The sequence below is a fragment of the Amycolatopsis melonis genome, assembly GCF_040064235.1.
Classification (GTDB): domain Bacteria; phylum Actinomycetota; class Actinomycetes; order Mycobacteriales; family Pseudonocardiaceae; genus Amycolatopsis; species Amycolatopsis melonis.
Map to the genome: position 1 here is coordinate 281,552 of NZ_JBDZYD010000004.1, position 23,948 is coordinate 305,499.

A 23,948-nucleotide genomic window follows, 5' to 3' on the forward strand; every position below is an offset into this window, starting at 1 on the left:
GCCGGACCCGGACGCCGGTCACCGCACGAAGTCGAAGACCATCTTCTGGATCCCGTTGCCGTAGGCCTCGCTCTCGACTAGCTTCAGGTTCTGCTTGTCCTTGTCGGCGTCGCTGAACAGCCGCTTGCCCGCGCCGAGCAGGACCGGGAAGACCAGCAGGTGGTAGCGGTCGATCAGGCCCGCGTCGGCCAGCGCGCGGTTGAGGGTGGCGCTGCCGTTGACGATGATCGGCCCGCCTTCGGTCTCCTTGAGCGCGGCGACGTCGTCGAGCGAACGCAGGATGGTGATCTCGCCCCAGTTCGTCACCAGGTCCGCCTCGTCCAGCGTGGTCGACACGACGTACTTCGGCATCGCGTTGTAGCCGGCGAACTCCACGGTCATTCCCGGCCAGACCGGCGCGAACGCCTCGTAGCTGACCCGGCCCATCATCAGTGCCGTGGCCTCTTCCTGCTCGCTGCCCTTGATCGCGTACGCGGCCGGGTCGAACTCGATGTCCTTGAACGTCCAGCCCGCGTTGCGGTAGCCCGGTTCGCCGCCGGGGGCTTCGACGACGCCGTCGAGCGAGACGAACGAGGTGGAGATCAGGGTGCGCATGTGTGGTGCTCCTCGGTGGTTCGGGCTTGCCTACGTGAGTCTGTCGAACGGGCCGGGCCGGAATCGACACGGGCCGGGAAACTCTTGTCCGTGACGGCTCCGGCTCGTACAGTGACTTCAGGTCGGACAAAGGTCTGAACCACCGCCGCCCCGAGTGACACAGGAGGTGGACGGTGCGCGGACTTCGACGTGCGGCCGTGCTCGCGACGGCCGTGGCGGGCCTGGTTGCCCTGGCCCCGGCCGCGGACGCCCAGGTCGGGACGGGTCCCTGGATCGCGGATTCGCCGGGGTACACCGAGCAGGAGCGGGGATGCGGCCAGGTCTCCGGGCTGACGTTCCAGCTCACCTGCTCGACCGCCAGTGGCGACCAGCGTGCGGAACGCCGCTACACCACCTACAGCGGCGGCACCCACCAGTTCGAGGGTTCATTCAAGATCACCAGCATGTCCGGCACGCGGATCAGTCTCAAGCAGACCTTCCGCGACGGCTCCGACGCGGGGCCGTACTTCCTGCTGGCCGTCGAGAAGGGCGGACGGCTCTACGCCGTGGAAGGCGGGGCGACGCTGGGCAGCGGCGCGACCGTCGGCACGGCGGTGCGGGTCAACACGATCAACCAGGTCGGCAGCTCGCACAAGGTGTACCTCAACGGCTCGCTCAAGCAGACGATTCCGAGCCCGGGCGGCAGTTACTACGACAAGTTCGGCAGCTACCGCACGGCCAGCGGCGCCGGCCCGATCACCGTGCAGTGGAGCGGCATCCGGTTCTGGCACAAGTGAGGCGAGCGGCGCTCCCGGTTCACGCCGGGGGCGCCGCCCACGCCTCGAGGTCGTCCCACGCCGCCAGCCGCAGCCCGCTGGTGAACCGCCGGTGCGCGCCGGTCAGCGGGTCGTCGAAGTCCAGGACCTTCGCCAGCAGCTGCAACGGTTTCGTGAAGTCCCCGAGCGGCTTCTCCCGCAGCCGGGGATAGAAGTCGTCGCCCAGGATCGGGATGCCGAGGCCGCTCAGGTGCACGCGCAGCTGGTGCGTCCGGCCGGTGGCGGGCACCAGCCGGTACCGGCCCAGCCCGTCGCGGTGTTCGAGCAGCTCGACGTAGGTCTCGGCGTTCGGCTCGCCGGGCACCTCCTGGGCGGCGAGCACCCCGCGTTCCTTGACGATCCGGCTCCGCACGGTCCGCGGCAGCGCCAGCGCCGGGTCGTACGGCGCGATCGCCTCGTACTCCTTGTGGACCTTCCGGTCGCGGAACAGCGTCTGGTACTTCCCGCGCAGCTCCGGCGTGATCACGAACATCACCAGCCCGGCGGTGACCCGGTCGAGCCGGTGGGCGGGGGACAGGTGCGGCAGGCCGAGGTCGCGGCGCAGCCGCACGAGCGCGGTCTCCAGGATGTGCTGTCCGCGCGGGATGGTGGCCAGGAAGTGCGGCTTGTCGACGACCAGCAGGTGCTCGTCGCGGTGCACGACGGTGAGGCCGAAGGGGACCGGCACCTCGTCGGGCAGGTCGCGGTGGAACCAGACGAACGAGCCGGGCTCGAACGGCGTGTCGACACCCAGCGGGCCGTCGATGCCGTGGATGCGTTCCTCGCGCAGCATCTCCTCGATCCGGCCGGGCGGCACCCGCGGCAGCCGGTCGACCAGGTGCGCCAGCAGGGTCGGCCACTCGCCCTCGGCGGGCAGCTTGAGCCGGGCGGGCTCCAGCCCGTGGCGGGGCGGGATCGGCGGGCGGAGCTTGCGTCTCATCGCCTGCCGACTCTAGCTCGACGGCGGCGTCCGGTAGCGGGCGAGGTAGCGGGCGGTCGCGTCGGCGTTCTCCGCTTCGGCGGCTTCGGCACGGATCCGGCGTCCGGTGCCGTGCGGGAAGCCCTGGCGGCCGAGCCGGTGCTCGATGCTCTCCTCCATGTAGGCGCACGAATAGAAGTACGCGACGAGCGCGGCCATGAGGACCAGCGAGAGCCGCAGCCAGATCGACCCGGGCAGCAGCAGCCAGACGGCGCACAGCGGCAGGATGCCGGCCGAGCGCTGCAGCACGTACCGGGCGCGCCAGTGCTTCGACGTCGCGTCGTGCAGGGCCCAGTCGTTGAAGCGCGCGGGAAGCCGGACACCGAGGGCGTAGCCGAGCCGGCGCGGGACTCCAGGTCGTTCCATGACTTCGAGAGTACACTAATCGTTAGTGTGCTAATCATTAGCGCGACCGGTGACACAGTAGGATCGGGGCATGATCGACCTGGGTGAGGACCCGCTGAAGCTGGACCGGCAGGTGTGCTTCGCGCTGTCGGTGGCTTCGCGCAGCGTGATCGCGATCTACCGGCCGCTGCTGGAGCCCTACGGCCTGACCCATCCGCAGTACCTGGTGATGCTCGCGCTCTGGGAACGGTCGCCGAGGTCGGTGAAGGACCTCGGCACGTCGCTGCGGCACGAGCCGGCGACGCTGTCCCCGCTGCTCAAGCGGCTGGAGACGCTCGGCTACGTCACGCGCGCCCGCAGCCGGTCCGACGAGCGTCAGCTGACGGTGGAGCTGACGGAGAAGGGCCGGGAGCTCCGCACGGAGGCGCTGAAGATCCCGTACCGGGTGGTCGAGACGCTGGGCATGGAGGTGGCCGAGCTGGAGGCGCTGCACGCGGTGCTGACGCGGGTCATCGACGCGACGGCCTGAGGAATTCCCCGGCCCGCGGCGCGTTGCCACCGGAAAGACCTCCGGGAGGGAACGTGCTGAAGATCAGGCTGGGCGTCGCGCCGGCGGCGGGGACGGGACCGGCGGAGTTCGCCGGGCTGGCGCAGCGGCTGGAGGAGGCGGGCGTCGACTCCCTGTGGCTGTCCGAGCTGGTCTACTCGCCCGAAGTCGACCCGATGATCGGCATGGCCCACGCCTTGGCACGCACGGCGAAGCTCAAGGTGGGCACCGGCGTCGCGATCCTGCCCGGCCGTCATCCGGTACTGGTGGCCAAGCAGCTGCTCACCCTCGCCGGGCTCGCGCCGAAGCGCGTGCTGCCGGTGTTCGGCCTCCGCCCGGCCCGCGCGGCCGAGCACGCCCTGTTCCCGGTCCCGCCGGGCCGCCGCGCGGCGGTGTTCGACGAGTCCCTGACCCTGCTGCGCCGCCTGCTGGAGGAGGACGACGTCACGTTCGACGGCGAGTTCTTCCAGGTCACCGGGGTGTCACTGGGCCCGCGTCCGGCGAAGCGCCTGGACATCTGGCTCGGCGGCTCGGCCCCGGCGGCCCTGCGCCGCACGGGCCGCCTCGCGGACGGCTGGCTGGGCAGCTTCCATACGCCGTCCCAGTCCCGCGAAGCCCGCCTCGCAATCCAGGCCGCGGCGGCCGAAGCGGGCCGGGAGATCGAGGAGGACCATTTCGGGCTCAGCCTGGTGGTGGCGGACCGGGGCATCCCGGACGACCTGGCGGCAATGGCGGCCCGGCGAAGCCCGGGTGTGCCGCTGCCGGACTTGGTGGCGACGAGCTGGCCGGAGGCCCGTCGCCTGGTGGAGCAGCACATCGAGGCGGGGCTGTCGAAGTTCGTGCTCCGGCCGGGACACGGGGACTTCGACGGGTTCCTGGAGAAGTTCCAGGCGGAACTGGTGCCGCTGCAGAACTGAATGTTCGGCGCCACAGTGGACAATTTGTGGACAATTACTCGATGGACAAATACTGATGCCAGCCATCCCAGTCAAACTGTATGCGCAGCGTGACGCGGCTCGCCGACGCTGTACCCAGGTCCACGCCGACTCGTCGGCAACGGGAACGTCGAAGGCGCGGTAATCACGGGTATGACCGGACTCTTTGTCAACTATCGAACCGAAGACGGCGAATGGGCGGCGCGGACCATTGCCGAGAAACTTGCAAAGTTCTTCGGTGTCGAAAACGTGTTTTTCGCGAGCAGGTCCATCACTCTCGGCGAAGACTTCGCCGAGGCCATCGAGCGCGAGCTGGGCGACTGCGAGATCCTGCTGGCGGTGATCGGCCGGAACTGGCTGAAGGAGGACGAGGCCGGGCGACGGCGCATCGATGAGCCCGCGGACTGGGTCCGCGCCGAGATCCGGCAGGCGCTCGACCGGGGCATCTCCGTTATTCCCGTCCTCGTCGACGGAGCTGGCCGCCTGACCGAGGCCGACCTCCCGCCGGATATCGCCCGGCTGGCCCGATGCCAGTACCTGCGGTTGGGCTACCGCAGCAAGGAAGCGGAATACACCGTCCTCGCCGACGAGCTCGTCGGGCTGATCTCGGACATCTCTCGGTACCGGACCGGGCGTGCGGGCCGGCTGGGCCATCGGGCACCGGGTCCGTTGGACGACATTGCCGAGCATCTGGCCGAGGCGGTGTCCGCGCAGTGGACCCGAGAAGAGGAGAACCGGCGGATCCATGACCCTGCGCCGCTGCCCGTGCGGTGGAAGAACGCAGACGAGGCTCTCATCGACCACTGGGCCACCATCTTAGGGAACCCGGCGGGTGTCGATCGGGAGCCACTCGAGCTGGCAGGCGAGCTCGGGGCGATCGTCGCCACCTATCGCCGGATCCCGTCGGGCAGGCTGTTCGTCCTGGGCGACGCGGGGTCGGGAAAGACCATCCTCGCCATCCGCTTCACCCTCGCGATGCTCGGCCGACGAAGTGAAGGCGACCCGGTTCCCGTGATCGTGAATCTCGCGTCCTGGAATCCGGCGAAGACGCCGTTCCGCGACTGGCTGACCGGGCAGCTCGCCGACAACCACCCGGCGTTGTCCGCCCGCGGGCCGAACGGGTCGAGCCTTGCGACCGATCTGGTGGGAAGCGGCCGAATCCTTCCTGTGCTCGACGGTTTCGACGAGATCGCCGTGGGGCTGCACCCTTTGGCAATGAAGGCGCTCAATGGCACGGCCCTGCCGCTGCTGCTCACCAGCCGGCCCGAGGAATATGCGTCCGCCGTCGGGAACGTCGACGTCCTCACTGCGGCGGCCGGGATCGCCCTCGCGCCGCTCGGGGTCGCCGACCTCGCCGGATACCTACCGTCGACGACCCGCCGGACCAGGTCAGCCGGCGGCCACGTAACCCCGTTGTGGAAGCCGGTGCTCGACCGCCTGGCCGAGCAGCCGCCAAGCCGGGCGGCGGCGAATCTCGCCGAGGCGCTCTCGGCTCCGCTGATGGTCGGCCTTGCCCGGGCCATCTACAGCGACACTCCGGGCCACGATCCCGCCGACCTCCTGGACGGAGATCGCTTCGGCACGACTCTCGCCATCGAGGAACATCTGCTCCGGGGTTTCGTCCCGGCGTTGTACGAGAAAGCCGGACAACGCCGCTTCGACGCAGCTCGCGCTGAGCGCTGGCTCGGGTTCCTGGCCGACCACCTGAACCGGACGGGCAGCCATGACCTGGCGTGGTGGCAGATCTGTTCGGCGATTCCGCGACACACCCGGGCGATCGTGATCGGCGTGGCCGTAACGGTGGCCATCCTTCTCGCACTGACGCTCAACGCCGGCCTGTATGCGCTTCTCCGCGACGATGCTCCGCACCCCGACTGGTCGGCCGTTCTCCTGTTTGGGGTGCTGAGCGGCTTCTCTGCCGCCACCGGAGTCGGAACCCGGCGCACGGGGAGCACCGTGGCTGCCTTTATCCTGAGCTGCTGCACCGCCGTCTCGATCTGGTCGGTGAGTGGGAACAACGCATTGAATTCGGCCATCATGCAGGGGATTTGCATCACCCTGATATTCGTTTCCATGAACAAGCTCTCCGTTGGCGATGAACTCGCTCCTTCTCGGGTGCGTATTACTTTCCATGGTCAAGCCTCGAAGTATCTCGTCTCGGCAATCTTCGTCCTCGTCGGCAGTCTGCTCGCAATTCTTTGTCTTGCCTACTTCAATCTGGCGATCGGTTGGAGTGAGAGTACATTTCACAGGGTTGCCCCGGAAGCGTCTGCTCCGTTGGCGATCGTGTTCGGACTTTGGGCGCTTGTCATGTGTTCCTTTAGTGGATTTGCTCCACGATATCGTCTGAAGTCTGCGATCGTCGGTTCCCTGCAGAGTTTGGTGGCCACCTTCTGTCTCCTGGTTATCGTCAAGGGGCCGACGGCGGCGCTGTCGGACCTGCTTCCAGTCGGTCCGCCTGCCGTCGCATTTGGTTTCGCTGTCGGTTTGCCTGTGGGTGGAACAGAACTGAGGGAAGGGTGGGGGTTGGTCGGCTATCTCGCTCGCACTCGTCCTGTGCGGTTCGCAATAACAGGTCTTGTTGTGGGTGTGATCTTGAGAACTTTATCACTGGTTTTCCCGGGACTGATCCCGCCGGATTTCATTGGTGGCGAGGAGGGCTACGGAAACGCTGAAAAAATCATCGGCGGCGCTGTTTCCGGCGTCTTCTTCGGGATCGTGGCGGCGTTGATTGCGGGAGTGTTCAAGGTGATGGAGAAGTTTGAAATTGAATTCGACATTACCGTGGCTGTCAATCCGGTCTTCCTGCTTGCTGCGGACCGCCGCAACGCGCTCGCGAGGTCGTTGCTGTACGCCGTCACGCTCGGTGGCGGAATGGCCATCCTTGACGCGGTCACGGCCACCGGCGACGATCCGGTGATTATGGTGGGAGCCGTGCTCGGTGTCTCGTTCGCGATGGTTGTCCTGGTGGCCGGGCGAGCCTGGGGCCGCTGGCTCGTGTTGAGCAGGCTGTGGCTGCCGCTCACCGGAAGGCTCCCGTGGCGGCTCGTCGGATTCCTCGAAGATGCCCGTAGGCGGGGCGTTCTGCGTCAGGTCGGTGCCGTGTACCAGTTCCGGCACGCTCGACTTCAGGATCAGCTGGCCCGCAGATACCGGGAGGAGCCCGCGCCACGCCTGGAGCGCGCGCGGGCTCTGCAGAACTAGAACTCCAGCTGCTCGGTCTTCCGCGGCATGAGCAGCAGCGCCCCCACCGACAGCACCGCCACCGCGAGCAGGCCGAGGAACACGTAGTGCGTCGCGTCCGCCAGTGCTCCGCGGACGAACGTCGCCGCCGGGGAGTTGTCCGTGTGGCCGCCCAGGACCAGGCTCGTCGCGTCCACCGAGGGCGGCAGCTTTCCCGCCACCTCCGGCGGCGGGGAAGCGAACCGGGCCGCCAACGTCGCGTTCGCGATCGCGCCGAAGACCGCCGCGCCGACCGCGCTGCCCAGGGAACGGCTGAACAGGTTCGTCGCCGTCACCACGCCGCGGCGGTCCCAGCCGACCACCGACTGGATCGCTACCAGCGTCGGGCTCGCCGCCAGGCCGAGGCCCACCCCGAGGACGAACGCCGCCAGCGCCGCCGCCCACAGCGACGACGTCGCGCCCAGCAGGGCCACCAGCACGCCGCCGGCGATGATGAACACGCTGCCGATCAGTGCCGTGTCGCGGAAGCCGATGCGCAGGTAGATCTTGCCCGCCAGGGACGCCGAGATCGGCCAGCCCACCGTCAGTGCCGCCACCGCGAAGCCCGCCACCAGCGCGCCCGCGCCGAGCACGCCCTGCGCGTACGTCGGCAGGTAGGACGTCAGGCCCATCAGGACCGCACCCACCACCACCGCCACCAGGTTGCCGCCCACCAGGACGCGGCGGGTGAACACCCACAGCGGCAGCACCGGCTCGGCCGCGCGCTTCTCCACCAGCACGAACGCCGCCAGCAGCACCGCGCCCGCGGCGAAGATCACCACGCTCGGCAGCGAACCCCACGCCCACGCGACGCCGCCCTCCAGCAGCCCGAGGATGACCAGCGAGCAGCCGACGGTGAGCAGCGCCGCGCCCGTGTAGTCGACCTTGTGCGGCTTCCGTTCCACGCGCTCGGCGAAGTTGCGGGCCAGCATCAGCGCCGCGATGGCGCCCAGCGGCAGGTTGACGAAGAAGATCCACCGCCAGTCCAGGTACTCCGCAAACACTCCGCCGAGGGTCGGGCCGACGACCGACGCCACGCCCCAGACGCTGGCGACGTAACCCTGCACCCGCGCGCGTTCCTCCACCGTGTAGAGGTCGCCGATGACCGTCATCGACATCGGCTGGATCGCGCCCGCGCCGATGCCCTGCACCGCGCGTGCCGCGATCAGCACCGGCATGCTCCACGCGGCGCCGCACAGCACCGAGCCGACGAGGAACGCCGCGATCCCGAAGAACATCACCGGGCGGCGGCCGAGGACGTCGGCGAACTTGCCGTAGAGCGGCACGGTCACCGCCTGGGTGAGCAGGTAGATCGAGAACAGCCAGGGGAACTGGGCGAACCCGCCGAGATCGCGGACCACCGACGGCACGGCGGTCGCGATGATCGTGCTGTCCAGCGCCACCAGGGCGGTGCTGAGCATGACGGCGATCAGGACCGGGCCGCGCTCGGACCGGAAGCCGACCCCCTTCTCGCTGGTGGCGGCGGGTGTCGTCATCGGTGGTGCGCTCCTCGGGTTCCCCATGACCGGAGTCAACTACTTTGCAGTCCTAAGCATTCCGGCCGGGTCCAGTGAATTTCCGCGGGGCCGTGCCGCAAGATGGTCAGGATGAGCGACTGGATCCGGCCGATCGGGCGGGGCTGGGTGGTCCGCGACGCGGTACCCGGCCCCGACGTCGACGAGTTCGCCGAGCCCGAGCGGGTGATCGACGCGCTCGCCGCGCCGGGCGCCGCAGACAGCCTGCTGGCCGTGCAGCACCCGGCCCGGACCCCCGCGGCGCTGGCCCGCGGGCTCGACCTGACCGCGGCCGTCCCGGTCGCCCGCGCCGTGCTCGAACGCCTCCGCCGCCGCTTCTACCGGCCGCTGCACCAGGTCGTCGCGCCCTACCGGATCGAGGGACCGGACGGCGTCGCCCTCGGCCTGCTCTGCCTGGCCGACCCGGCCGCGGTGACCGACGACGGCGCCGCGCGCGTCCGGCACACCGAGGACGTCTACCCCGACGTCGTGGCCGAGCGGGCCGCGGTCCTCGCCGGTCTCGGCTGCGCGACCAGCGCGGCACTGCTCGTCCCGGCCACCGGCGGCGCGCGGCTGACCGAGGAGGTCTCCCGCGCGTGCGCCGGGCTCGGCCTGCCCGATCTGTCCACTTCGGACGCCGCAGGGCGCCGCCACGACCTGTGGGTGGTGCCCGCCGGCCCGCTGCAGACGCGGCTGCTGGCCGCGGTGGCCGCCGCGGACCTGCTGGTCGCCGACGGCAACCACCGCGTGGCCGCGGCCGCGGCGGCCGGGCACGGCGCGCTGCTCGCCCTGGTCACCGCGGGCCCGGACCTGCGCATCGGCGCGATCCACCGCGTCCTCACCGGCACCGGCCTCGGCCCGGAGGACCTGGCGGAACGCTGGTGCGCGGCGGGCCTGGACGTCCGCTACGACGAGCACGCCGAGCCGGTCACGGGCGAGGCGGTGGTCCGCGCGGGAACGGCGGTGCTGCGCGTCGTCCTGCCGAAGCCGGACACCCCGGACCCGGTGATCGACCACGAGATCGTCGAGCGCGTCCTGCTGGCCGACGCACTCGGCCTCGACCCGGACGGGCCGTGGGTCCGCCCCCTCCCGGCGGGCCGCCCGCTGCCCCCGGACGCGGACGCGGTGGTCCAGCTGGCCCCGGTGAGCTACGCGGACGTCCTCGCGGTGCACGCGGCGGGCCGCCGGATGCCGCGGAAGGCCACGTACTTCACGCCGAAGCCGCGCAGCGGGCTGCTGCTCGCGGAGCTTTAGCGGCGGCCGGAGGGTGGTGCGGTGTCTTGAATGACTCATTCAGGTCTTCGGAGGTCCTGAATGAGTCATTCAAGACGCTGAGGTGAGCCACTCCCCGGCCGCGTCGGGCAGCAGATCGCCAATGCCCGTTCGCCTTCGGGGCTCCATCCGTGCCCCCGCTCCCGGCGAGCAGGTCCATCAGGCCCCCGTGACGCCGTCGATCGCTTCGCGGATGAAGTCGGCGTGGCCGTTGTGCCGGGCGTACTCGTGGATCATGTGCAGCATCACCAGCCGCAGCGAGACGTCCTCGCCCCAGCGGGGCTGGTGGCCGGTCACGTCGAGGGACTCGGCCGCCTCCTCGATCTTGCGGGACTGCTCGACCTCCGCCTCCCACGCCGCGAACGCTTCCGACCGTGTCGACGAACTCGCGTCGTAGGCGGCCTGGTAGTCGCCTTCGGCCGACCACACCAGCGGGATGTCCTCGGCGTTGATCACCCGCCGGAACCAGGTGCGCTCCACCTCGGCCATGTGCCGGACCAGGCCGAGCAGGGACAGCGTGGACGGCGGGCTGGCGGCGCGGCGCAGGTCCTCGTCGGACAGTCCCTCGCACTTCATGGCGAGCGTGGCGCGGTGGAAGTCGAGGAACGTGCGCAGCATTTCGCGCTCGCCCCCGGTCAGCGGGGGTGCGGGTCGTTCGATGGTCACGCGGGAGTGTCTATCACGCCCGGAATTGTCGGACCCGTGTTTTAAGCTCGCGCGGTGGACTTGCCCGTGATGCCGCCGGTGCGGCCGATGCTCGCGAAAGCCGTGCACGCCGTCCCGCGTGCGCCCGGGTTGCTGTACGAGCCGAAGTGGGACGGCTTCCGCTGCGTCGTGTTCCGCGACGGCGGCGAGATCGAGCTGGGCTCGCGCAACGACCGCCCGCTGACCCGCTACTTCCCCGAGCTGGTGGAGCTGCTGGCCGCGGCGCTGCCGCCACGCTGCGTCGTCGACGGCGAGATCGTCCTGGTCACCCCGTCGGGCCTGGATTTCGAGGCGCTGCAGCTGCGGCTGCACCCGGCCGCCTCGCGCGTGCGGAAGCTGGCCGAGGAGACACCGGCCAGCTTCGTCGCGTTCGACCTGCTCGCCCTCGGCGACACCGACCTCACCGGCGCGCCGTTCCGCGAGCGGCGCAGGCAGCTGGAAACCATCCTGAAGACCGACGCCGAAGGCCTCCAGCGCGTCCACCTGACCCCGCTGAGCGACGATCCCGCCCAGGCCGAGGACTGGTTCACCCGGTTCGAGGGCGCCGGTTTCGACGGCGTCATGGCCAAGCCCGGCGACGAGCCGTACGAGCAGGACAAGCGCGTGATGTGGAAGGTCAAGCACGAGCGCACCGCGGACTGCGTCGTCGCCGGCTTCCGCTGGCACAAGGACGGCGCCGGCATCGGGTCGCTGCTGCTGGGCCTGTTCGACGACCAGGGCGTGCTGCACCACGTCGGTGTCGCGAGCAGTTTCACGAAGGCGCGCCGCGGCGAGCTGGTCGAGGAGCTGGCGCCGCTGCGGGAAAACGCGCTCGACGGCCACCCGTGGCGCACCTGGGCCGAGTACGAGCCGGATCCGGGCCGCAAGCCGGGAGCGATGAGCCGCTGGGCGCCGCAGAAGGACCTGGCCTGGGAGCCGCTGCGCCCGGAATGGGTGGCCGAGGTCCGGTACGAGCACCTGCAGGGCGGGCGGTTCCGCCACGGCGGGCGGCTGGTCCGGTTCCGGCCGGACCGCACGCCGGAGTCGTGCACGTACGCCCAGCTCGACGAGGCCCCGCCCGCGGAGCTGGCGAAGCTGTTCGGGGAGGCGCGATGAGCGAGGCGGTCGTCCTGGACGTCGACGGCGTCGAGGTAAGGATCACCAGCCCGGACAAGGTCTACTTCCCGGAGCGCGGCGAGACGAAGCTGGACCTCGTCGAGTACTACCGGGCGGTCTCGGGCCCGCTGCTGGCCCGGCTCGGCGGCCGCCCGCTGCTGCTGGAGCGCTACCCGGACGGCGCGGGCGGCAAGAACTGGTTCCAGAAACGCGTGCCCAAGGGCGCGCCGCCGTGGCTGACCACCACGGTCGTCTCGACCCCGAACGGCACGACGAGCGACGCGCTGGTGGCCAAGGACCTCGCGCACATCCTGTGGGCGGTCAACCTCGGCTGCCTCGGCTTCCACGTCTGGCCCTACCGCGCGGACACCCCCGAGGTCACCGACGAGCTGCGCGTCGACCTCGACCCGTCGCCCGGCATCGGCTTCGCCGAACTGCGCGAAGCCGCAATGCTGACCAGGAATTTCCTTGCCGAGCACGGGATCGAGGGCCACCTGAAGACGTCCGGGTCACGCGGGCTGCACCTGTACGTGATGCTCGAACCGCGCTGGGACAGCTTCCAGGTCCGGGCCGCCGCGGTCGCGCTCGCGCGGGCCCTGGAACGCCGCCACCCGGAGAAGATCACGGCACAGTGGTGGAAGGAGGAACGCGGACGGCGCGTGTTCGTCGACTTCAACCAGAACGCCCCGCACAAGACGGTGTTCGGCGCCTGGTGCGTCCGCCCGCGCGCGGGCGGCCAGGTGTCCACCCCGATCGCCTGGGACGAGCTGGACACGGTCGAGCCGGACACCCTGACCCTGACCACGGTCCCGGCCCGCGTCGCCGAGCGCGGCGATCCGTGGGCGGGCGCGGGGGAGCGGCCGCAGTCGATCGAGCCCCTGCTGGAACTGTCCGAACGCGACCTGGCGGACGGCCTGATGGACGCGCCATGGCCACCGGTGTACCCGAAGATGCCCAACGAGCCACCCCGGGTGGCGCCGAGCCGCGCGAAGAAGTCCTGACTCAGGTCCCGAGCATCGCGAGTCCTCTTTCACCGGCGGGATCGCCGTGGGCGGCGGCGAGGCGGTACCACGCTGCCGCCAGGCCGACGTCACCGGCGAGGACGTGCAGGCCTGCCGTGTGGGCGATGGCCCGGGTGTGCCCCTGGTCCGCTGCCTGTTCCGCCCAGCCGATGGCGGCCTGGAGGTTCCCCTGCGAAGCCTCGTGGATGCTCAGGGCCATCATCGCCTCCGGCTGCCCGCCGTGAGCCGCGCGCTTGTACAGCTTCACCGCGGTGGCGACCTCGCCCTGGCTTTCCAGCCACACCCCGAGGTTCAGCGCGGCAGGCAGGCTGCCCCCGGCCGCGGCCTGCCTCCACCAGGGCGCTGCTTCGGCGGGCCGGTCCAGGTCCAGCAGGACGTTGCCGCAGTCGAAGGCCGCCTCGATGCTTCCCGCTTCCGCGGCCCGGACGAGCCAGGACAAGGCAAGCTCCTGGTCGTCCCGCTGCAGCGCGCGGTGCGCGAGCACCGACATCGCCGGTGTACTGCCGTGGTCGGCGGCGCGCGTGTACCACGCTTCGGCCTCGGCGTCGTCCGGCGCCGCCGTGCGAGCCAGTTCCAGCATCGCCTCCAGGTCGCCCTGCTCGGCCGCGCGCAGGAAGAACGTCTTCATCCCTTCGGCATCCCCGGCCTGCTGCCGGAGAATGCCGAGGCAGAAGAGCGCGTCGGCATGCCCTTGCTTAGCGGCGCGGGAAAACCATTTCTCCGCGGTGGCCGCGTCGCCTTCTTTGACGGCCCGGCCTCCGAGCACGACCTGGGCTTCGACTTCCCCGGCGTCGGCAGCGCGGCGGTACAGCTCGACGCCCTCGGCTTCGCGTCGGCTTTCCATGAGGCAGGCCGCGAAATAGGTCATCGCCACCGGCAGGTTCGCGGCCGAACCGCGTCGCAGGAGTTCTTCCGATTCCGCGTCTTTTCCGCGGCGGCGAAGGATTTTCGCCAGGTTGACCACGCAACCACCGAGGATCGGATCTTCCAGGCCGCCGGCCCCGAGCTGCGCATCGAGCACTCGGCGGTACCACTTTTCGGCCTCGGTGTACCGCTCGGCCTCGTGCAGAAGTGACGCCAGTGCGGCCATCGCCGCGGGTTCGCCGCCCTCGGCCGCCTCCCGGTACCAGCGTTCGGCCCCGGCCACGTCACCGTTCTTGAACGCCCGGATGGCGAGGACCGTCATGGCGCGCAAGGCACCCTGGTCCGCTGCCTTCCGGTACAGCCGGCTCGACTCCGCGACGTCGGTCGTCCGGCCCGCCAGCCAGAACAGTGCCTCGCCGTCGTCTTCCTCGGCGGCCCTGCGGAACAACTTCGCCGCCCGATCTTCGTCCCCGAGCTTCAGCGTGACGGCCGCGAGCCTGCCGAGTGCGTAGGGAGTCTTCAGCTTGGCCGCGATCGCGAACCACTGCGCGGCTTCCGGCAGCTGGTCCTGCTCTTCATGGAGGCAGGCGCGGAAGAAGGCCGCGAACGGCTGGCCGAGCCGGAACGCCCGGTCGAACATGGCCGTCGCTTCGTCCAGCCGGCCCGTTCGCCGGTGGAGGTCGCCGAGCCGGAACGCCGCCTCTGCTTCGCCCTGGTCAGCCGCCGACCGGAACAGCTCCTCCGCCCGTGCGGTGTTCCCCGCCTCCTCTTCGGCGACCCCGAGGTGGTAGACGGCTTCGGCGTCGCCGAGGTCGGCGGCGCGGTGCCACCAGGCCAGCGCGGCTTCGCGCTCGCTGCGCCGGATGTGGGCGATGCCGAGGTTGACCATCGCCCGGCTGTGTCCGCGTGCCGCGGCTCGTTCCCACCACCGCTCGGCCTCCCCGGGCTGCCCGTCGTGGAAACACAGCACGCCGAGCGCGGTCATGCCTTCGAGGTGGCCGTCCTCGGCCGCGGCGAGGAACGCCCGGCGGGCGACGTCCTCCCGGTCGCGCAGATACGCCGTGATCCCCACGCTGTACGCCTGGTCCGCGCCGGGCAGGCCGAGCACCGCGTCCCACACCGCGTCCGGGACCTCGCGGCCGTGGCCGGGCGGGCCGCCGCGGTCGGCGTGGTCGACCAGGTAGTCCATGGCCATCGCCGTTCCGTCGCCGTAGGGCTGCAGGCAGGAACTCGCCTGCAGCACGCGCTGGGTGGCCCAGGCGGCGGCTTCCGCCGCCGACGGCAGGTCGCCGCGGTCACGCCAGGCCGGATCCACGAACTCCCGGGACAGCCCGGCCAGGAACGTCACCGGCAGCGGGGTGTGCACACCGGCGCGGCGGCACTCGACCGCGGCCGTGATCATTGCACTGCCCACCTGGAACAGCGGCCCGTCGCCGACCGTCCAGCGCTCGACCATGGCCGCGCCCGCGGCCAGGTACTCGGCGAACCCCTCGCGGGCCGCCAGCGCCCGGGCGATCCGCCGGTCCCGGCGGGCGAGCGCGCCCGCCCGTTCGCGCTCGGCCTCCGTCAGCTCGCGCGCCACCGGAATCCGGCGTTCGTCGGTGATCTGGTCCAGCAGGTCGACCGCGGACAGGGGGATGCCGCCCGCGGCGAGCTCGTCCGCGGCGAGGCGGGATGCCTGGCCGAACCGGGCGAGTTCCTCGTCCCGCAGCGTCGCCAGCACCACGATCCCGGCCGCGCCCGCGGGCGCCAGCCGCTGCAGGAGCGCGAGGTCGAGCCCGCCCGGCACGAGAAACCGTTCGAGGTCGTCGAGGAAGACGACACAATCGCGGGGCACCAGGTCCAGCTCGGCCAGCTCGCGCAGCCGCGGGCCGTCGGCGGGGATCAGCAACGGCCGGTCGGGGAGCACCCGCCGCAGTGCTTCGGCCGCGGCCCGGGTCTTGCCCGCGGCGGCGGGGCCGTGCAGCAGCACCACGCCGCCCCGCCGCAGCTGGGCGTCGAGGGCGCGCTCGAAATCGCGGGCGACGTGGGGCGGGGCGTGCCGGTCGGCGCTGGACGGCGACGCGATCGCCCGCTTCACCCTCAGCTGCCCGAGCGTGATGCCTCGCGGCGTCGGCAACGCCCCCGACACCAGGAACAGGGCCCGGCCCGGCAGCCCGTCGGCCGGGGTTTTCGCGCTCGCCCGGGACGCCCGGATGCCCTTGCCCGCCCACACCGCCACGGCGAGTGCGGGCGTGCCGATGGCGAAGATCCAGCTGAAGGCCTCGACGACCGCGCGCGTGCGCTCCGACCAGGAGGCCACGAACGGCGTACCCCAGACCAGGACCAGGACGGTCGCGGCGAGCAGCGCCACCGCAACGGCGAGCCTCATCCACAGTCGCTTCACCGGGCCGCGTCCGTCCCTCTCCGCCCACCGGGCATCGCAGAAGGTGGTCCACCGTAGCCCAACCCTGACGGACGGGAGCGAGCGCCGGTCAGACCTGGAGGTCGAGCGACAGCTGGCCCTCGTCCCCGCCACCGGCGAGGCGCACCCCGGCAGGCGGCGCGGGCAGCGTCGCCACGCACGCCGGGCACGGCGTGACCTCCGACGTGGTCAGGTCCACCGGCTTCCAGCTGCGGGACTCGCGCTCGCCGCAGGCCGACCGGCGGTAACGGAGGTCGCCGGAGCGGGTCATCAGGTGGGCCAGGGGGACGTCTTCGGGCAGCACGCCGACCAGGTACCAGCGTGGTGCGCTCACCGCGGTGGTCGTCATGGCCGTCAGTTTCCGCCGCGGCGGCCCGGAACCCGCGCGTTTGCCGATCTTCGGCGTGGCGGGGTCAGGCCTCGTCGGGCAGGTAGCGCAGGATGTGCAGCAGGCCACGCTCGTCGACGGTGTCCGGGTCCTCGGCCACGCAACGGCCCAGGTCGGCAAGGACAGCCTCGGTGTCGATCCCGGCGCCGATCAGCACCAGCTCCGTGCGCCGGGCCGCGCCCCGCGGCCACGGCGACCGCTCCAGCTGCACGAATCCGCCGACCGTGTGCAGGTGGAAGCGGGAGTCGATGCCGAAGTCGGCCTGGCCCTTCATGCGGTAGAGCCCGGCCGGGCGCCGCTCCAGGAAGTCGACGAACGCGCGCGGCGCCAGCGGTGTCCCGGCCGTGAACGTGACCGTCTGGTACGCCGCGTGCAGGTGCTCGGCGTGGTCGTGCTCCTCGCGCAGGTCGTCGAACGACAGCTGGCCGACGCGCTCGCCGCGGGGCTCGGGATCGAAGAACAGGTGCGGATCGACGCGGCCGTGCTCGGTGACCAGCAGCGGACGGCCCGGCGCCAGCTCCTCGACCGTCGCGGTGAGCTTGGCCAGCTTCTCGGGCGACACGCGGTCGGCCTTGTTCAGCACGACGAGATCGGCCAGCCGCAGGTGGTCGGCCAGCTCGGGGTGACGTTCGCGGGCGGCGTCGAACTCGGCCGCGTCCACCACCTCGGCGAGCCCGCCGTAGCGGATGTCCGGGTTCTCGCTGGCGATCATCAGCCGGATGAGGTCGCGGGGCTCGGCGATGCCGCTGGCCTCGACGACGATGACGTCGATGCCCGCCTCGGGCCGCGACAGCCTGCCCAGCATCGCGTCCAGGCCGCTCGCTCCGCCCTTGCCCCCGCCGCCGCCCTCATCGGAGGCGCTGCGCGCCGCTGTGTCCACCCAGGCGCAGCACAGGCAGCCGTTGCCGAGCGAGACCATCGTGTCGACCTGGCCGGCGACGGCCAGCGCGTCGACGTTCACGCTCCCGAAGTCGTTGACCACCACGCCGACCCGCGCGCCCTCGCGGTTGGCCAGCAGGTGGTTGAGCAGCGTCGTCTTGCCCGCGCCGAGGAAGCCGGCGACGAGGACCACGGGGATCCGGCTCACGTACGTCCCTTCTCTGCCGATCACCTGACTCTAACCTCGCACGCGGACGCGCTTCCCAACGGGTGTTCGCCGGATTTCCTGCCGCCCGGTGATCGATTTACGCAGAAATGCGTCGTGCCATGTCCGGATGACGCTTGGTAGCAGTTGTTTCGGCGGTCTTCTCCGTATTCCGGACGTGGGGTAGTGTCGCCGGCCGCGGTGTCGTCGGCGGCTTTCGGAGGAACGGTGGACGTTTTCGTGACACCCGGGCGGGTCAATTTCACGGAAGCGGAGGAATTCCTGGACCGGATGTTCGCCGAAGGCGCCGCGGAACCGGGTGACCGGTTTGAGACGCGGCTGGCGCGGATCCGCGCGGAAATCGCCGAAACGGGGACCTACCGGCACACCGCGGCGGAACTGGCGTACGGCGCCCGCGTCGCGTGGCGCAACTCGGCGCGCTGCATCGGCCGGCTGTACTGGCGCAGCCTGCGGATCCGCGACCGGCGCGAAGTCACCGGGGCCGCCGCGATCGCCGGCGAGTGCGTCGCCCACCTGCGCCAAGCCACCCGCGGCGGCCGGATCCGGCCGACGATCACGGTCTTCGCCCCGGACACCCCGGCCAGGCCGGGGCCGCGCATCCACAACGAGCAGCTCATCCGCTACGCGGGATACCGCCTCGACGACGGCTCGGTCCTCGGCGACCCGCGGTACGCCGGGTTCACCGAGCACGTGCGAAGACTCGGCTGGCGGCCCCCGGAGCGCCGCGGGTCGTTCGACGTCCTGCCGCTGCTGGTGGAGGCGGTCCCCGGCGAGCCGCGGCTGTTCACCCTCCCGGCGGACGCGGTCCTGGAGGTCCCGCTCACCCACCCCGACCACCGGTGGTTCGCCGGGCTCGGGCTGCGCTGGCACGCGGTGCCGGCGATCAGCAACATGTCGCTGGAGATCGGCGGCGTCACCTACCCGGCCGCCCCGTTCAACGGCTGGTACCTGGGCACCGAGATCGGCGCCCGCAACCTGGCCGACGAGCGGCGTTACGACCTGCTGCCGGTGGTCGCCGAGCTGATGGGCCTGGAGACCACGTCCGAGCGCACGCTGTGGCGCGACCGGGCACTGGTCGAGCTGACCCTGGCGGTCCAGCACTCCTTCGACGCGGCAGGCGTGACGATGGCCGACCACCACACCGAGTCCCGGCGGTTCCTGTCCCACGTGGAACGGGAGAAGCGGGCCGGGCGGCGGTGCCCGGCCGACTGGAGCTGGATCGTGCCGCCGTTGTCGGGCGGGCAGACCGCGGTGTTCCACCGGTACTACGACGAGCCGGAGCCGGGCCGCCGTCCGGCGTTCCTGTCACCGGGCTGACCGGGAGCGCGGGCCGGACGGCAGCGTGGAACCGCCCGTTCGGCGGATCGTGACCCGCCCGCGGCGCATTCTCGAGCGGGAGGGCCGACAATGGACCCATGACCGCAGTCCTCGTCGCCTACGCCGGGCGGCACGGCGGCACCCGGCAGATCGCCGAGGTCATCGCCGCCGAACTCCGCGAAACCGGCCTGGCGGTGGACGTGCGCGACGCCGCCGACGTCGCCGGGGTCGGCCACTACGCCGCCGTCGTCGTCGGCAGCGCCCTGTACTACCACCGGTGGCGGCCGGAAGCGGTGCGGCTGCTGGAACGCAACGCTCGTGCGCTCGCCGAGCGTCCCGTGTGGTTGTTCCACAGCGGACCGTGCGGCCCCGGCGCGGCCACCCACCAGGTCAGCCTGCCGGCGAACGTCGCGCTGCTGGCCGCGCGCATCGACGCCGAGCGCACCGCGACCTTCGGCGGCAGGCTCGACCCGGCGACGGTCCGCGGCCTGATCCCGAAGCTGTTCGCGTCCGGGCGGCGGGCAGGCGACTTCCGTGACTGGGACCGGATCCGCGCCTGGGCCCGCGACGTCGGCCGCCGCGTCCGCACCCGCGTCACCCTCTGAGCCGCCCTTGCCCGCCGGGGCCGGTGAGTGCTACACCGGGCCTGAGGTCTTCCGGTGAGAAACCGACGGGACGGGGCAAACGTGGCTACCGGGAAGAAAACGCTTACATCGGACCAGCGCAACGCCTTCCTCGCGGCCCTGCTCGGCTGGAGCATGGACTCGTTCGACTACTTCCTCGTCGTGTTCGTCCTGGCGGACATCGCAAAGGACGCCTCGTTCGGCGCGACGGCGACGCAGCTGGCGTTCATCACCACCGCGACCCTGGTGATGCGCCCGGTCGGCGCCCTGCTCTTCGGCCTGTGGGCCGACCGCGTCGGACGCCGGATCCCGCTGATCGCCGACGTCCTGCTGTACTCGGTCGCCGGCCTGCTGTGCGCGTTCGCCCCGAACTACACCGTGCTGCTGGTGCTGCGGTTCGTCTACGGCATCGGCATGGGCGGCGAGTGGGGACTCGGCGCGGCCCTGGCGATGGAGAAGATCCCGCCCGAGCGCCGCGGGTTCTTCTCGGGCCTGCTGCAGGTCGGCTATTCGATCGGCTACCTGCTGGCGGCGCTGGCGTACCTGCTGTTCCACTCGGCACTGGGCCTGCAGTGGCGCTGGATCTTCGTGCTGAGCATCTTCCCGGCGCTGATCAGCCTGCTGATCCGCGCGCGGGTCCGCGAGTCGGAGGTCTGGGAGGCCGCCCGCGAGAAGCTGCGGGTGACGCGGACGTCGGTCAGGGACGTCCTGCTGAACCCGAAGGTGATCCGCCGCTTCGGCTACCTGATCCTGCTGATGACGGCGTTCAACTGGATGAGCCACGGCACCCAGGACGTCTACCCGAGCTTCCTGAAGGCCCACGAAAACGGCGGCGCGGGCCTGAGCGCGGCAACGAGCACGTGGATCGCGGTGCTGTACAACGTGGGCGCGATCATCGGCGGCCTGACGTTCGGAACGCTGTCGGAGCGCCTGGGCCGCCGCCGCACGATCGTCACGGCGGCGGTACTGGGCCTGCCGGTGATCCCGATCTTCGCGGTCGACCACGGCGCGGGCATGCTGGCCCTGGGTTCGTTCCTGATGCAGATCATGGTCCAGGGAGCATGGGGAGTGATCCCGGCCCACCTGACGGAGATGTCCCCGGACGCAATCCGCGGCTTCTACCCGGGCGTGACATACCAGCTGGGCAACCTCCTGGCGGCGCTGAACCTGCCGATCCAGCAGGCGATCGCGGAGTCCCACGGGTACACGTCGGCTTTGGTGTGGACGGTGGGACCGGGCCTGATCGCGGTGGCGGTCCTGACGGCGATCGGCAAGGAGGCGAAGGGCATCAAGTTCGGCGAATCGGCGGTGACGACGGCACCGGCGGGAGCGAAGTAGCGGCGGCGGCCGCTGGGCCCGTGTGGGAGAACCAGGTTGCTCCTCCCATGCCCCCACCACCGCCTTACCCCTCAATAACCATATTCGCCACTCACGACCCTCCCGGCAGACGGTCCTCCCGTCACTCACGAGGCCTGCCGGCGGGACCTCACGGCGTGACGAGCCCGGCTTCGTAGGCGAAGATCGTCAGCTGGACCCGGTTGCTCACATCCAGCTTCGCGAACGTCCGCGTGATGTGCGTCTTCACCGTCGCCTCGCTGAGGAACAGCTCTCCCGCGATCTCCGCGTTCGGCTTGCCTCTCGCGACCGCCGTGACGATCTGGCGTTCGCGGTCGCTGAGCAGCTCCAGTTTCGCCTGGGCGCGGGTGCGCCGCGGGTTTGTGCGGGTGGCTACGAACTGGCCGATCAGCTGCTTCGTCGTGCGCGGGGAAAGCATTGCGTCGCCGTTGGCCACGACGCGGACGCCTTCGATGATCTCCTGGGGTGAGCCCTCCTTGAGGAGGAAGCCGCTTGCTCCTGCCGCCAGTGCCTCGAACACGTACTCGTCGAGGTCGAACGTCGTCAGGATCAGCACCTTCGGCGGGCGGGGCTGGGCCAGGACCGCCGCCGTGGCGGCGAGGCCGTTCATGCGGCGCATGCGGATGTCCATCAGCACCACGTCCGGTGCGTGCCGTGCGACCTGGTGGACCGCTTCGTCGCCGTCGCCCGCCTCCGCCACCACCTCGATGTCGGGGGTGCTGCCCAGGATCATGGACAGTCCGGTGCGGACCAGCGGGTCGTCGTCGACGAGCAGTACACGCACGCTCACCCGCCCATGCTAGGGGGCCGGTGCCGCCCAGGGCAGCCAGGCCCGCAGCACGAACGTCCGGTCGTCGGCCGGGCCTGCCGTGAGGGTGCCGCCGAGCACCGAGATCCGTTCGTTGACGCCGGTGAGTCCCGTGCCGGAACCGGGGGACGGCACCGGGTGCGGCGGCAGCGCGTTGACGACTTCGAGCGTCAGCCCGGCACCCGGGCCGCCGCGGACGCTCACCTCCGCCGGTGCGCCCGGGGCGTGCCGGAGCACGTTCGTCAGCGCCTCCTGCAGGATCCGGTAGGCCGCCGTGCCGAGCGGGGCCGGTGCCGCCGACGCCTGGTCCAGCAGGACCGTCACGTTGATCGCCAGGCCCGCCTGCCGGGCGCCGGTGATCAGGCCGGGGATGTCGGACAGCGTCGGCTGCGGCGGCTCGGCCGGGCCACCGGGCGCCCGGTCCGCGAAACCCGTGGTGCGCAGCACGCCGATCACCTGGCGCAGGTCGTCGAGTGACTGCCGGGCGGTCGTCCGGACCGTCTTGGCCGCCTCCGCCGCTCCCGGCGTGGCCGCCGCGGTGACCTCCAGGGCACCCGCCTGCAGCGACAGCAGCGACAGCCGGTGCCCGAGGACGTCGTGCATCTCGCGGGCGATCCTGGCCTGTTCCTCGCGGCGTGCCACCTGGTCGCGCAGTGCCTCCTGCTCGGCGATCCGGCGGCGGGTCTCGGCCAGGCTGTGCCGGACGATCCCGACGGTCAGCGGGACCGCGGTGAACAGCAGCGCGGTCACCACCACCCCGGCGAGCTTCCCCGCGGTGGTCCCGGTCGGCACCCACGCCTCGGCGATCGACAGCTGAGGGTGACGGCCCGCGTCACGCCACACCGCGAGCCCCGTCGCCGCGGCCACGACGGTCGCCGCGCTCCACCGCCACCAGCCGACGTACCGGGCGGTGAGCGCGGCGAGCGCGATCAGCGCGGCCATCGAATCGCCGGTGAGCAGGACCGGCGGCACCAGCGCGATGCCGGTGACCAGCAGCGGCCACCGGTGCCGCCAGACCAGCATCACGGCGGCGCCGATCCCGGCGAGCCAGCCGAGCATCCCGAGCACCGTGGTGTTCGTGGCGTCGCTGCCCGGGATGGCGCTGTCGAGCGAGACGTTGACCGTGCTGCTCAGCACGCCCGCCGCGACGGCGAGCACGGTGTACAACACGCGAAGCACGGACCGTCCCATGGGGAAAGCCTACGAGGCCGCCTCCGCCGGACCATCAGCCCTTCCGCCAGTCCGCCCGGCCGCCGTTGACGACTTTCGTCGTAATGGGTCGAGGCCTGCGGATGACGCGGGAGTTCCCGCGGCGCTGGTTTCCTTCTCGCCGTCAAGCAAAGGCCGAAAGGAAGCCCGATGACCGACTACACCCCGATCCAGCAGTACCCGGCCCCGCAGGCCGCCCCGCCGCGCAACGGCCTGGGCACGGCCGGTTTCGTCCTCGGTCTGGTCGGGCTGGTGTTCTCGCCGATCCCGTTCGTCGGCGTGGTCGCGTGGCCGCTGGTGATCGTGGGCCTCATCCTGTCCGCGATCGGGCTGGCGAGGGTGCGGGCCGGCAAGGCGACCAACAAGGGGCTGTCGATCTCCGGCATCGTGGTTTCGGTGCTCGGCCTGGCCGTCAGCATCCTGTGGGTGGTGGTCATCGGCAACGCGATCAGCGACGTCAAGGACCAGGCCAACCAGAAGCACACGATCGTCTACTCGGTGACCGGGACGGCGAAGACCGCCGACATCGACTACAGCACCTTCGAGCAGGCGGCCGCGGTCAAGAGCGAGACGGGCGCGGCCGTGCCGTGGACGAAGACCGTCGAGGCCACCGGCCTGTACGTCGGCGCGTTCACCGCGACCACCGGCGAGAGCGGCGGATCGGTGACCTGCAAGGTCGTGGTCGACGGCAAGGAGGTCAAGACGGCGACCGCGTCCGGGGAGTACGCGGTGGCCAGCTGCACCGGATTCTGACGGCCGGCTCACGCTGAGCTGAAGGGCACCTTCAGTACGGCGGCGCAGCGCGACTTCGCCGGAACTCTGGGGGGAGAGAGCGGGCGGGACCCGGCCA

21 protein-coding genes are annotated in these 23,948 nt (G+C 71.1%); 11 read left to right on the forward strand and 10 right to left on the reverse strand.

The features are described 5' to 3' along the window. Positions 1–18: 18 nt before the first annotated feature. A complete protein-coding gene (locus ABJI51_RS12260; RefSeq protein ID WP_348950229.1) occupies positions 19–594 on the reverse strand; it encodes a dihydrofolate reductase family protein in 576 nt (191 codons plus the stop codon). 197 nt (positions 595–791) lie between these two features. Here ABJI51_RS12260 and ABJI51_RS12265 point away from each other — a divergent pair, with 197 nt between their 5' ends. Beyond that, positions 792–1,370, forward strand: coding sequence for a hypothetical protein (locus ABJI51_RS12265; protein ID WP_348950841.1), 579 nt, complete (start codon positions 792–794; stop codon positions 1,368–1,370). A gap of 19 nt (positions 1,371–1,389) precedes the next feature. Here the strand turns inward: ABJI51_RS12265 and ABJI51_RS12270 are convergent, their stop codons facing one another. Continuing rightward, positions 1,390–2,328, reverse strand: coding sequence for an RluA family pseudouridine synthase (locus ABJI51_RS12270; RefSeq protein WP_348950230.1), 939 nt, complete (start codon positions 2,326–2,328; stop codon positions 1,390–1,392). A 12-nt stretch (positions 2,329–2,340) separates the two neighbouring features. Further along, a complete protein-coding gene (locus tag ABJI51_RS12275; protein WP_348950232.1) occupies positions 2,341–2,733 on the reverse strand; it encodes a DUF5313 domain-containing protein in 393 nt (130 codons plus the stop codon). Between the two features lie 70 nt (positions 2,734–2,803). On the opposite strand from ABJI51_RS12275, the gene ABJI51_RS12280 reads away from it, so the two are divergent. From ABJI51_RS12280 to ABJI51_RS12290, 3 genes are all read left to right on the forward strand, one after another. Continuing rightward, entirely contained in the window at positions 2,804–3,241 is a 438-nt protein-coding gene (locus ABJI51_RS12280; protein ID WP_348950233.1) for a MarR family winged helix-turn-helix transcriptional regulator, read from the forward strand. Between the two features lie 53 nt (positions 3,242–3,294). Then, positions 3,295–4,176 carry a TIGR03854 family LLM class F420-dependent oxidoreductase gene (locus ABJI51_RS12285; protein ID WP_348950235.1) on the forward strand — a complete coding sequence of 294 codons (882 nt, stop codon included), beginning with the start codon at positions 3,295–3,297 and terminating at the stop codon, positions 4,174–4,176. Positions 4,177–4,347: 171 nt separating this feature from the next. After that, a complete protein-coding gene (locus ABJI51_RS12290; protein WP_348950237.1) occupies positions 4,348–7,398 on the forward strand; it encodes a TIR domain-containing protein in 3,051 nt (1,016 codons plus the stop codon). Here the strand turns inward: ABJI51_RS12290 and ABJI51_RS12295 are convergent. Continuing rightward, a complete protein-coding gene (locus ABJI51_RS12295; RefSeq protein ID WP_348950239.1) occupies positions 7,395–8,912 on the reverse strand; it encodes an MDR family MFS transporter in 1,518 nt (505 codons plus the stop codon). The two genes, ABJI51_RS12290 and ABJI51_RS12295, sit on opposite strands and share 4 nt — an antisense overlap. A gap of 111 nt (positions 8,913–9,023) precedes the next feature. Here ABJI51_RS12295 and ABJI51_RS12300 point away from each other — a divergent pair, with 111 nt between their 5' ends. Continuing rightward, positions 9,024–10,184, forward strand: coding sequence for a DUF1015 family protein (locus ABJI51_RS12300; RefSeq protein ID WP_348950241.1), 1,161 nt, complete (start codon positions 9,024–9,026; stop codon positions 10,182–10,184). A gap of 177 nt (positions 10,185–10,361) precedes the next feature. On the opposite strand, the gene ABJI51_RS12305 is transcribed toward ABJI51_RS12300, so the two are convergent. After that, on the reverse strand, positions 10,362–10,868 hold the full coding sequence (locus ABJI51_RS12305; protein ID WP_348950242.1) for a DinB family protein: 507 nt from the start codon (positions 10,866–10,868) through the stop codon (positions 10,362–10,364). A 54-nt stretch (positions 10,869–10,922) separates the two neighbouring features. On the opposite strand from ABJI51_RS12305, the gene ABJI51_RS12310 reads away from it, so the two are divergent. Further along, positions 10,923–12,002, forward strand: coding sequence for an ATP-dependent DNA ligase (locus tag ABJI51_RS12310; RefSeq protein ID WP_348950244.1), 1,080 nt, complete (start codon positions 10,923–10,925; stop codon positions 12,000–12,002). After that, the gene (gene ligD, locus ABJI51_RS12315) at positions 11,999–13,003 is read left to right on the forward strand and encodes a non-homologous end-joining DNA ligase (protein WP_348950246.1); all 1,005 of its coding nucleotides are present in this window, start codon (positions 11,999–12,001) and stop codon (positions 13,001–13,003) included. Before ABJI51_RS12310 ends, ligD begins: the two co-directional genes overlap by 4 nt. Position 13,004: 1 nt before the next feature. On the opposite strand, the gene ABJI51_RS12320 is transcribed toward ligD, so the two are convergent. The 3 genes from ABJI51_RS12320 to ABJI51_RS12330 all read right to left on the reverse strand — a co-directional run bounded on the left by ABJI51_RS12320 (position 13,005) and on the right by ABJI51_RS12330 (position 17,791). Continuing rightward, a complete protein-coding gene (locus ABJI51_RS12320) occupies positions 13,005–16,259 on the reverse strand; it encodes a tetratricopeptide repeat protein (RefSeq protein ID WP_348950248.1) in 3,255 nt (1,084 codons plus the stop codon). A gap of 103 nt (positions 16,260–16,362) precedes the next feature. Then, positions 16,363–16,641, reverse strand: coding sequence for a hypothetical protein (locus ABJI51_RS12325; RefSeq protein ID WP_348950250.1), 279 nt, complete (start codon positions 16,639–16,641; stop codon positions 16,363–16,365). A gap of 64 nt (positions 16,642–16,705) precedes the next feature. Beyond that, positions 16,706–17,791, reverse strand: coding sequence for a CobW family GTP-binding protein (locus ABJI51_RS12330; protein ID WP_348950252.1), 1,086 nt, complete (start codon positions 17,789–17,791; stop codon positions 16,706–16,708). A 201-nt stretch (positions 17,792–17,992) separates the two neighbouring features. Here ABJI51_RS12330 and ABJI51_RS12335 point away from each other — a divergent pair, with 201 nt between their 5' ends. The 3 genes from ABJI51_RS12335 (at position 17,993) to ABJI51_RS12345 (ending at position 21,063) form a co-directional block, all read left to right on the forward strand. After that, entirely contained in the window at positions 17,993–19,102 is a 1,110-nt protein-coding gene (locus ABJI51_RS12335) for a nitric oxide synthase oxygenase (protein WP_348950254.1), read from the forward strand. A gap of 98 nt (positions 19,103–19,200) precedes the next feature. After that, a complete protein-coding gene (locus tag ABJI51_RS12340) occupies positions 19,201–19,707 on the forward strand; it encodes a flavodoxin domain-containing protein (RefSeq protein ID WP_348950256.1) in 507 nt (168 codons plus the stop codon). Positions 19,708–19,761: 54 nt separating this feature from the next. Continuing rightward, positions 19,762–21,063 carry an MFS transporter gene (locus tag ABJI51_RS12345; protein WP_431605599.1) on the forward strand — a complete coding sequence of 434 codons (1,302 nt, stop codon included), beginning with the start codon at positions 19,762–19,764 and terminating at the stop codon, positions 21,061–21,063. A 148-nt stretch (positions 21,064–21,211) separates the two neighbouring features. Here the strand turns inward: ABJI51_RS12345 and ABJI51_RS12350 are convergent, their stop codons facing one another. Continuing rightward, entirely contained in the window at positions 21,212–21,871 is a 660-nt protein-coding gene (locus ABJI51_RS12350; protein ID WP_348950258.1) for a response regulator transcription factor, read from the reverse strand. 9 nt (positions 21,872–21,880) lie between these two features. After that, positions 21,881–23,080 carry a sensor histidine kinase gene (locus tag ABJI51_RS12355; RefSeq protein ID WP_348950260.1) on the reverse strand — a complete coding sequence of 400 codons (1,200 nt, stop codon included), beginning with the start codon at positions 23,078–23,080 and terminating at the stop codon, positions 21,881–21,883. Between the two features lie 168 nt (positions 23,081–23,248). Between ABJI51_RS12355 and ABJI51_RS12360 the strand changes: the two genes are divergently transcribed. After that, on the forward strand, positions 23,249–23,851 hold the full coding sequence (locus ABJI51_RS12360; RefSeq protein WP_348950262.1) for an MmpS family transport accessory protein: 603 nt from the start codon (positions 23,249–23,251) through the stop codon (positions 23,849–23,851). Positions 23,852–23,948: the final 97 nt, after the last annotated feature.

What these genes read in the sequence shown, in the direction of transcription:
- ABJI51_RS12260 (WP_348950229.1), bottom strand. Translation starts at nt 594, where the DNA reads ATGCGCACCCTGATCTCCACCTCGTTCGTCTCGCTCGACGGCGTCGTC.
- ABJI51_RS12270 (WP_348950230.1), bottom strand. Translation starts at nt 2,328, where the DNA reads ATGAGACGCAAGCTCCGCCCGCCGATCCCGCCCCGCCACGGGCTGGAG.
- ABJI51_RS12275 (WP_348950232.1), bottom strand. Translation starts at nt 2,733, where the DNA reads ATGGAACGACCTGGAGTCCCGCGCCGGCTCGGCTACGCCCTCGGTGTC.
- ABJI51_RS12280 (WP_348950233.1), top strand. Translation starts at nt 2,804, where the DNA reads ATGATCGACCTGGGTGAGGACCCGCTGAAGCTGGACCGGCAGGTGTGC.
- ABJI51_RS12290 (WP_348950237.1), top strand. Translation starts at nt 4,348, where the DNA reads ATGACCGGACTCTTTGTCAACTATCGAACCGAAGACGGCGAATGGGCG.
- ABJI51_RS12295 (WP_348950239.1), bottom strand. Translation starts at nt 8,912, where the DNA reads ATGACGACACCCGCCGCCACCAGCGAGAAGGGGGTCGGCTTCCGGTCC.
- ABJI51_RS12300 (WP_348950241.1), top strand. Translation starts at nt 9,024, where the DNA reads ATGAGCGACTGGATCCGGCCGATCGGGCGGGGCTGGGTGGTCCGCGAC.
- ligD (WP_348950246.1), top strand. Translation starts at nt 11,999, where the DNA reads ATGAGCGAGGCGGTCGTCCTGGACGTCGACGGCGTCGAGGTAAGGATC.
- ABJI51_RS12320 (WP_348950248.1), bottom strand. Translation starts at nt 16,259, where the DNA reads ATGAGGCTCGCCGTTGCGGTGGCGCTGCTCGCCGCGACCGTCCTGGTC.
- ABJI51_RS12325 (WP_348950250.1), bottom strand. Translation starts at nt 16,641, where the DNA reads ATGACGACCACCGCGGTGAGCGCACCACGCTGGTACCTGGTCGGCGTG.
- ABJI51_RS12340 (WP_348950256.1), top strand. Translation starts at nt 19,201, where the DNA reads ATGACCGCAGTCCTCGTCGCCTACGCCGGGCGGCACGGCGGCACCCGG.
- ABJI51_RS12355 (WP_348950260.1), bottom strand. Translation starts at nt 23,080, where the DNA reads ATGGGACGGTCCGTGCTTCGCGTGTTGTACACCGTGCTCGCCGTCGCG.
- ABJI51_RS12360 (WP_348950262.1), top strand. Translation starts at nt 23,249, where the DNA reads ATGACCGACTACACCCCGATCCAGCAGTACCCGGCCCCGCAGGCCGCC.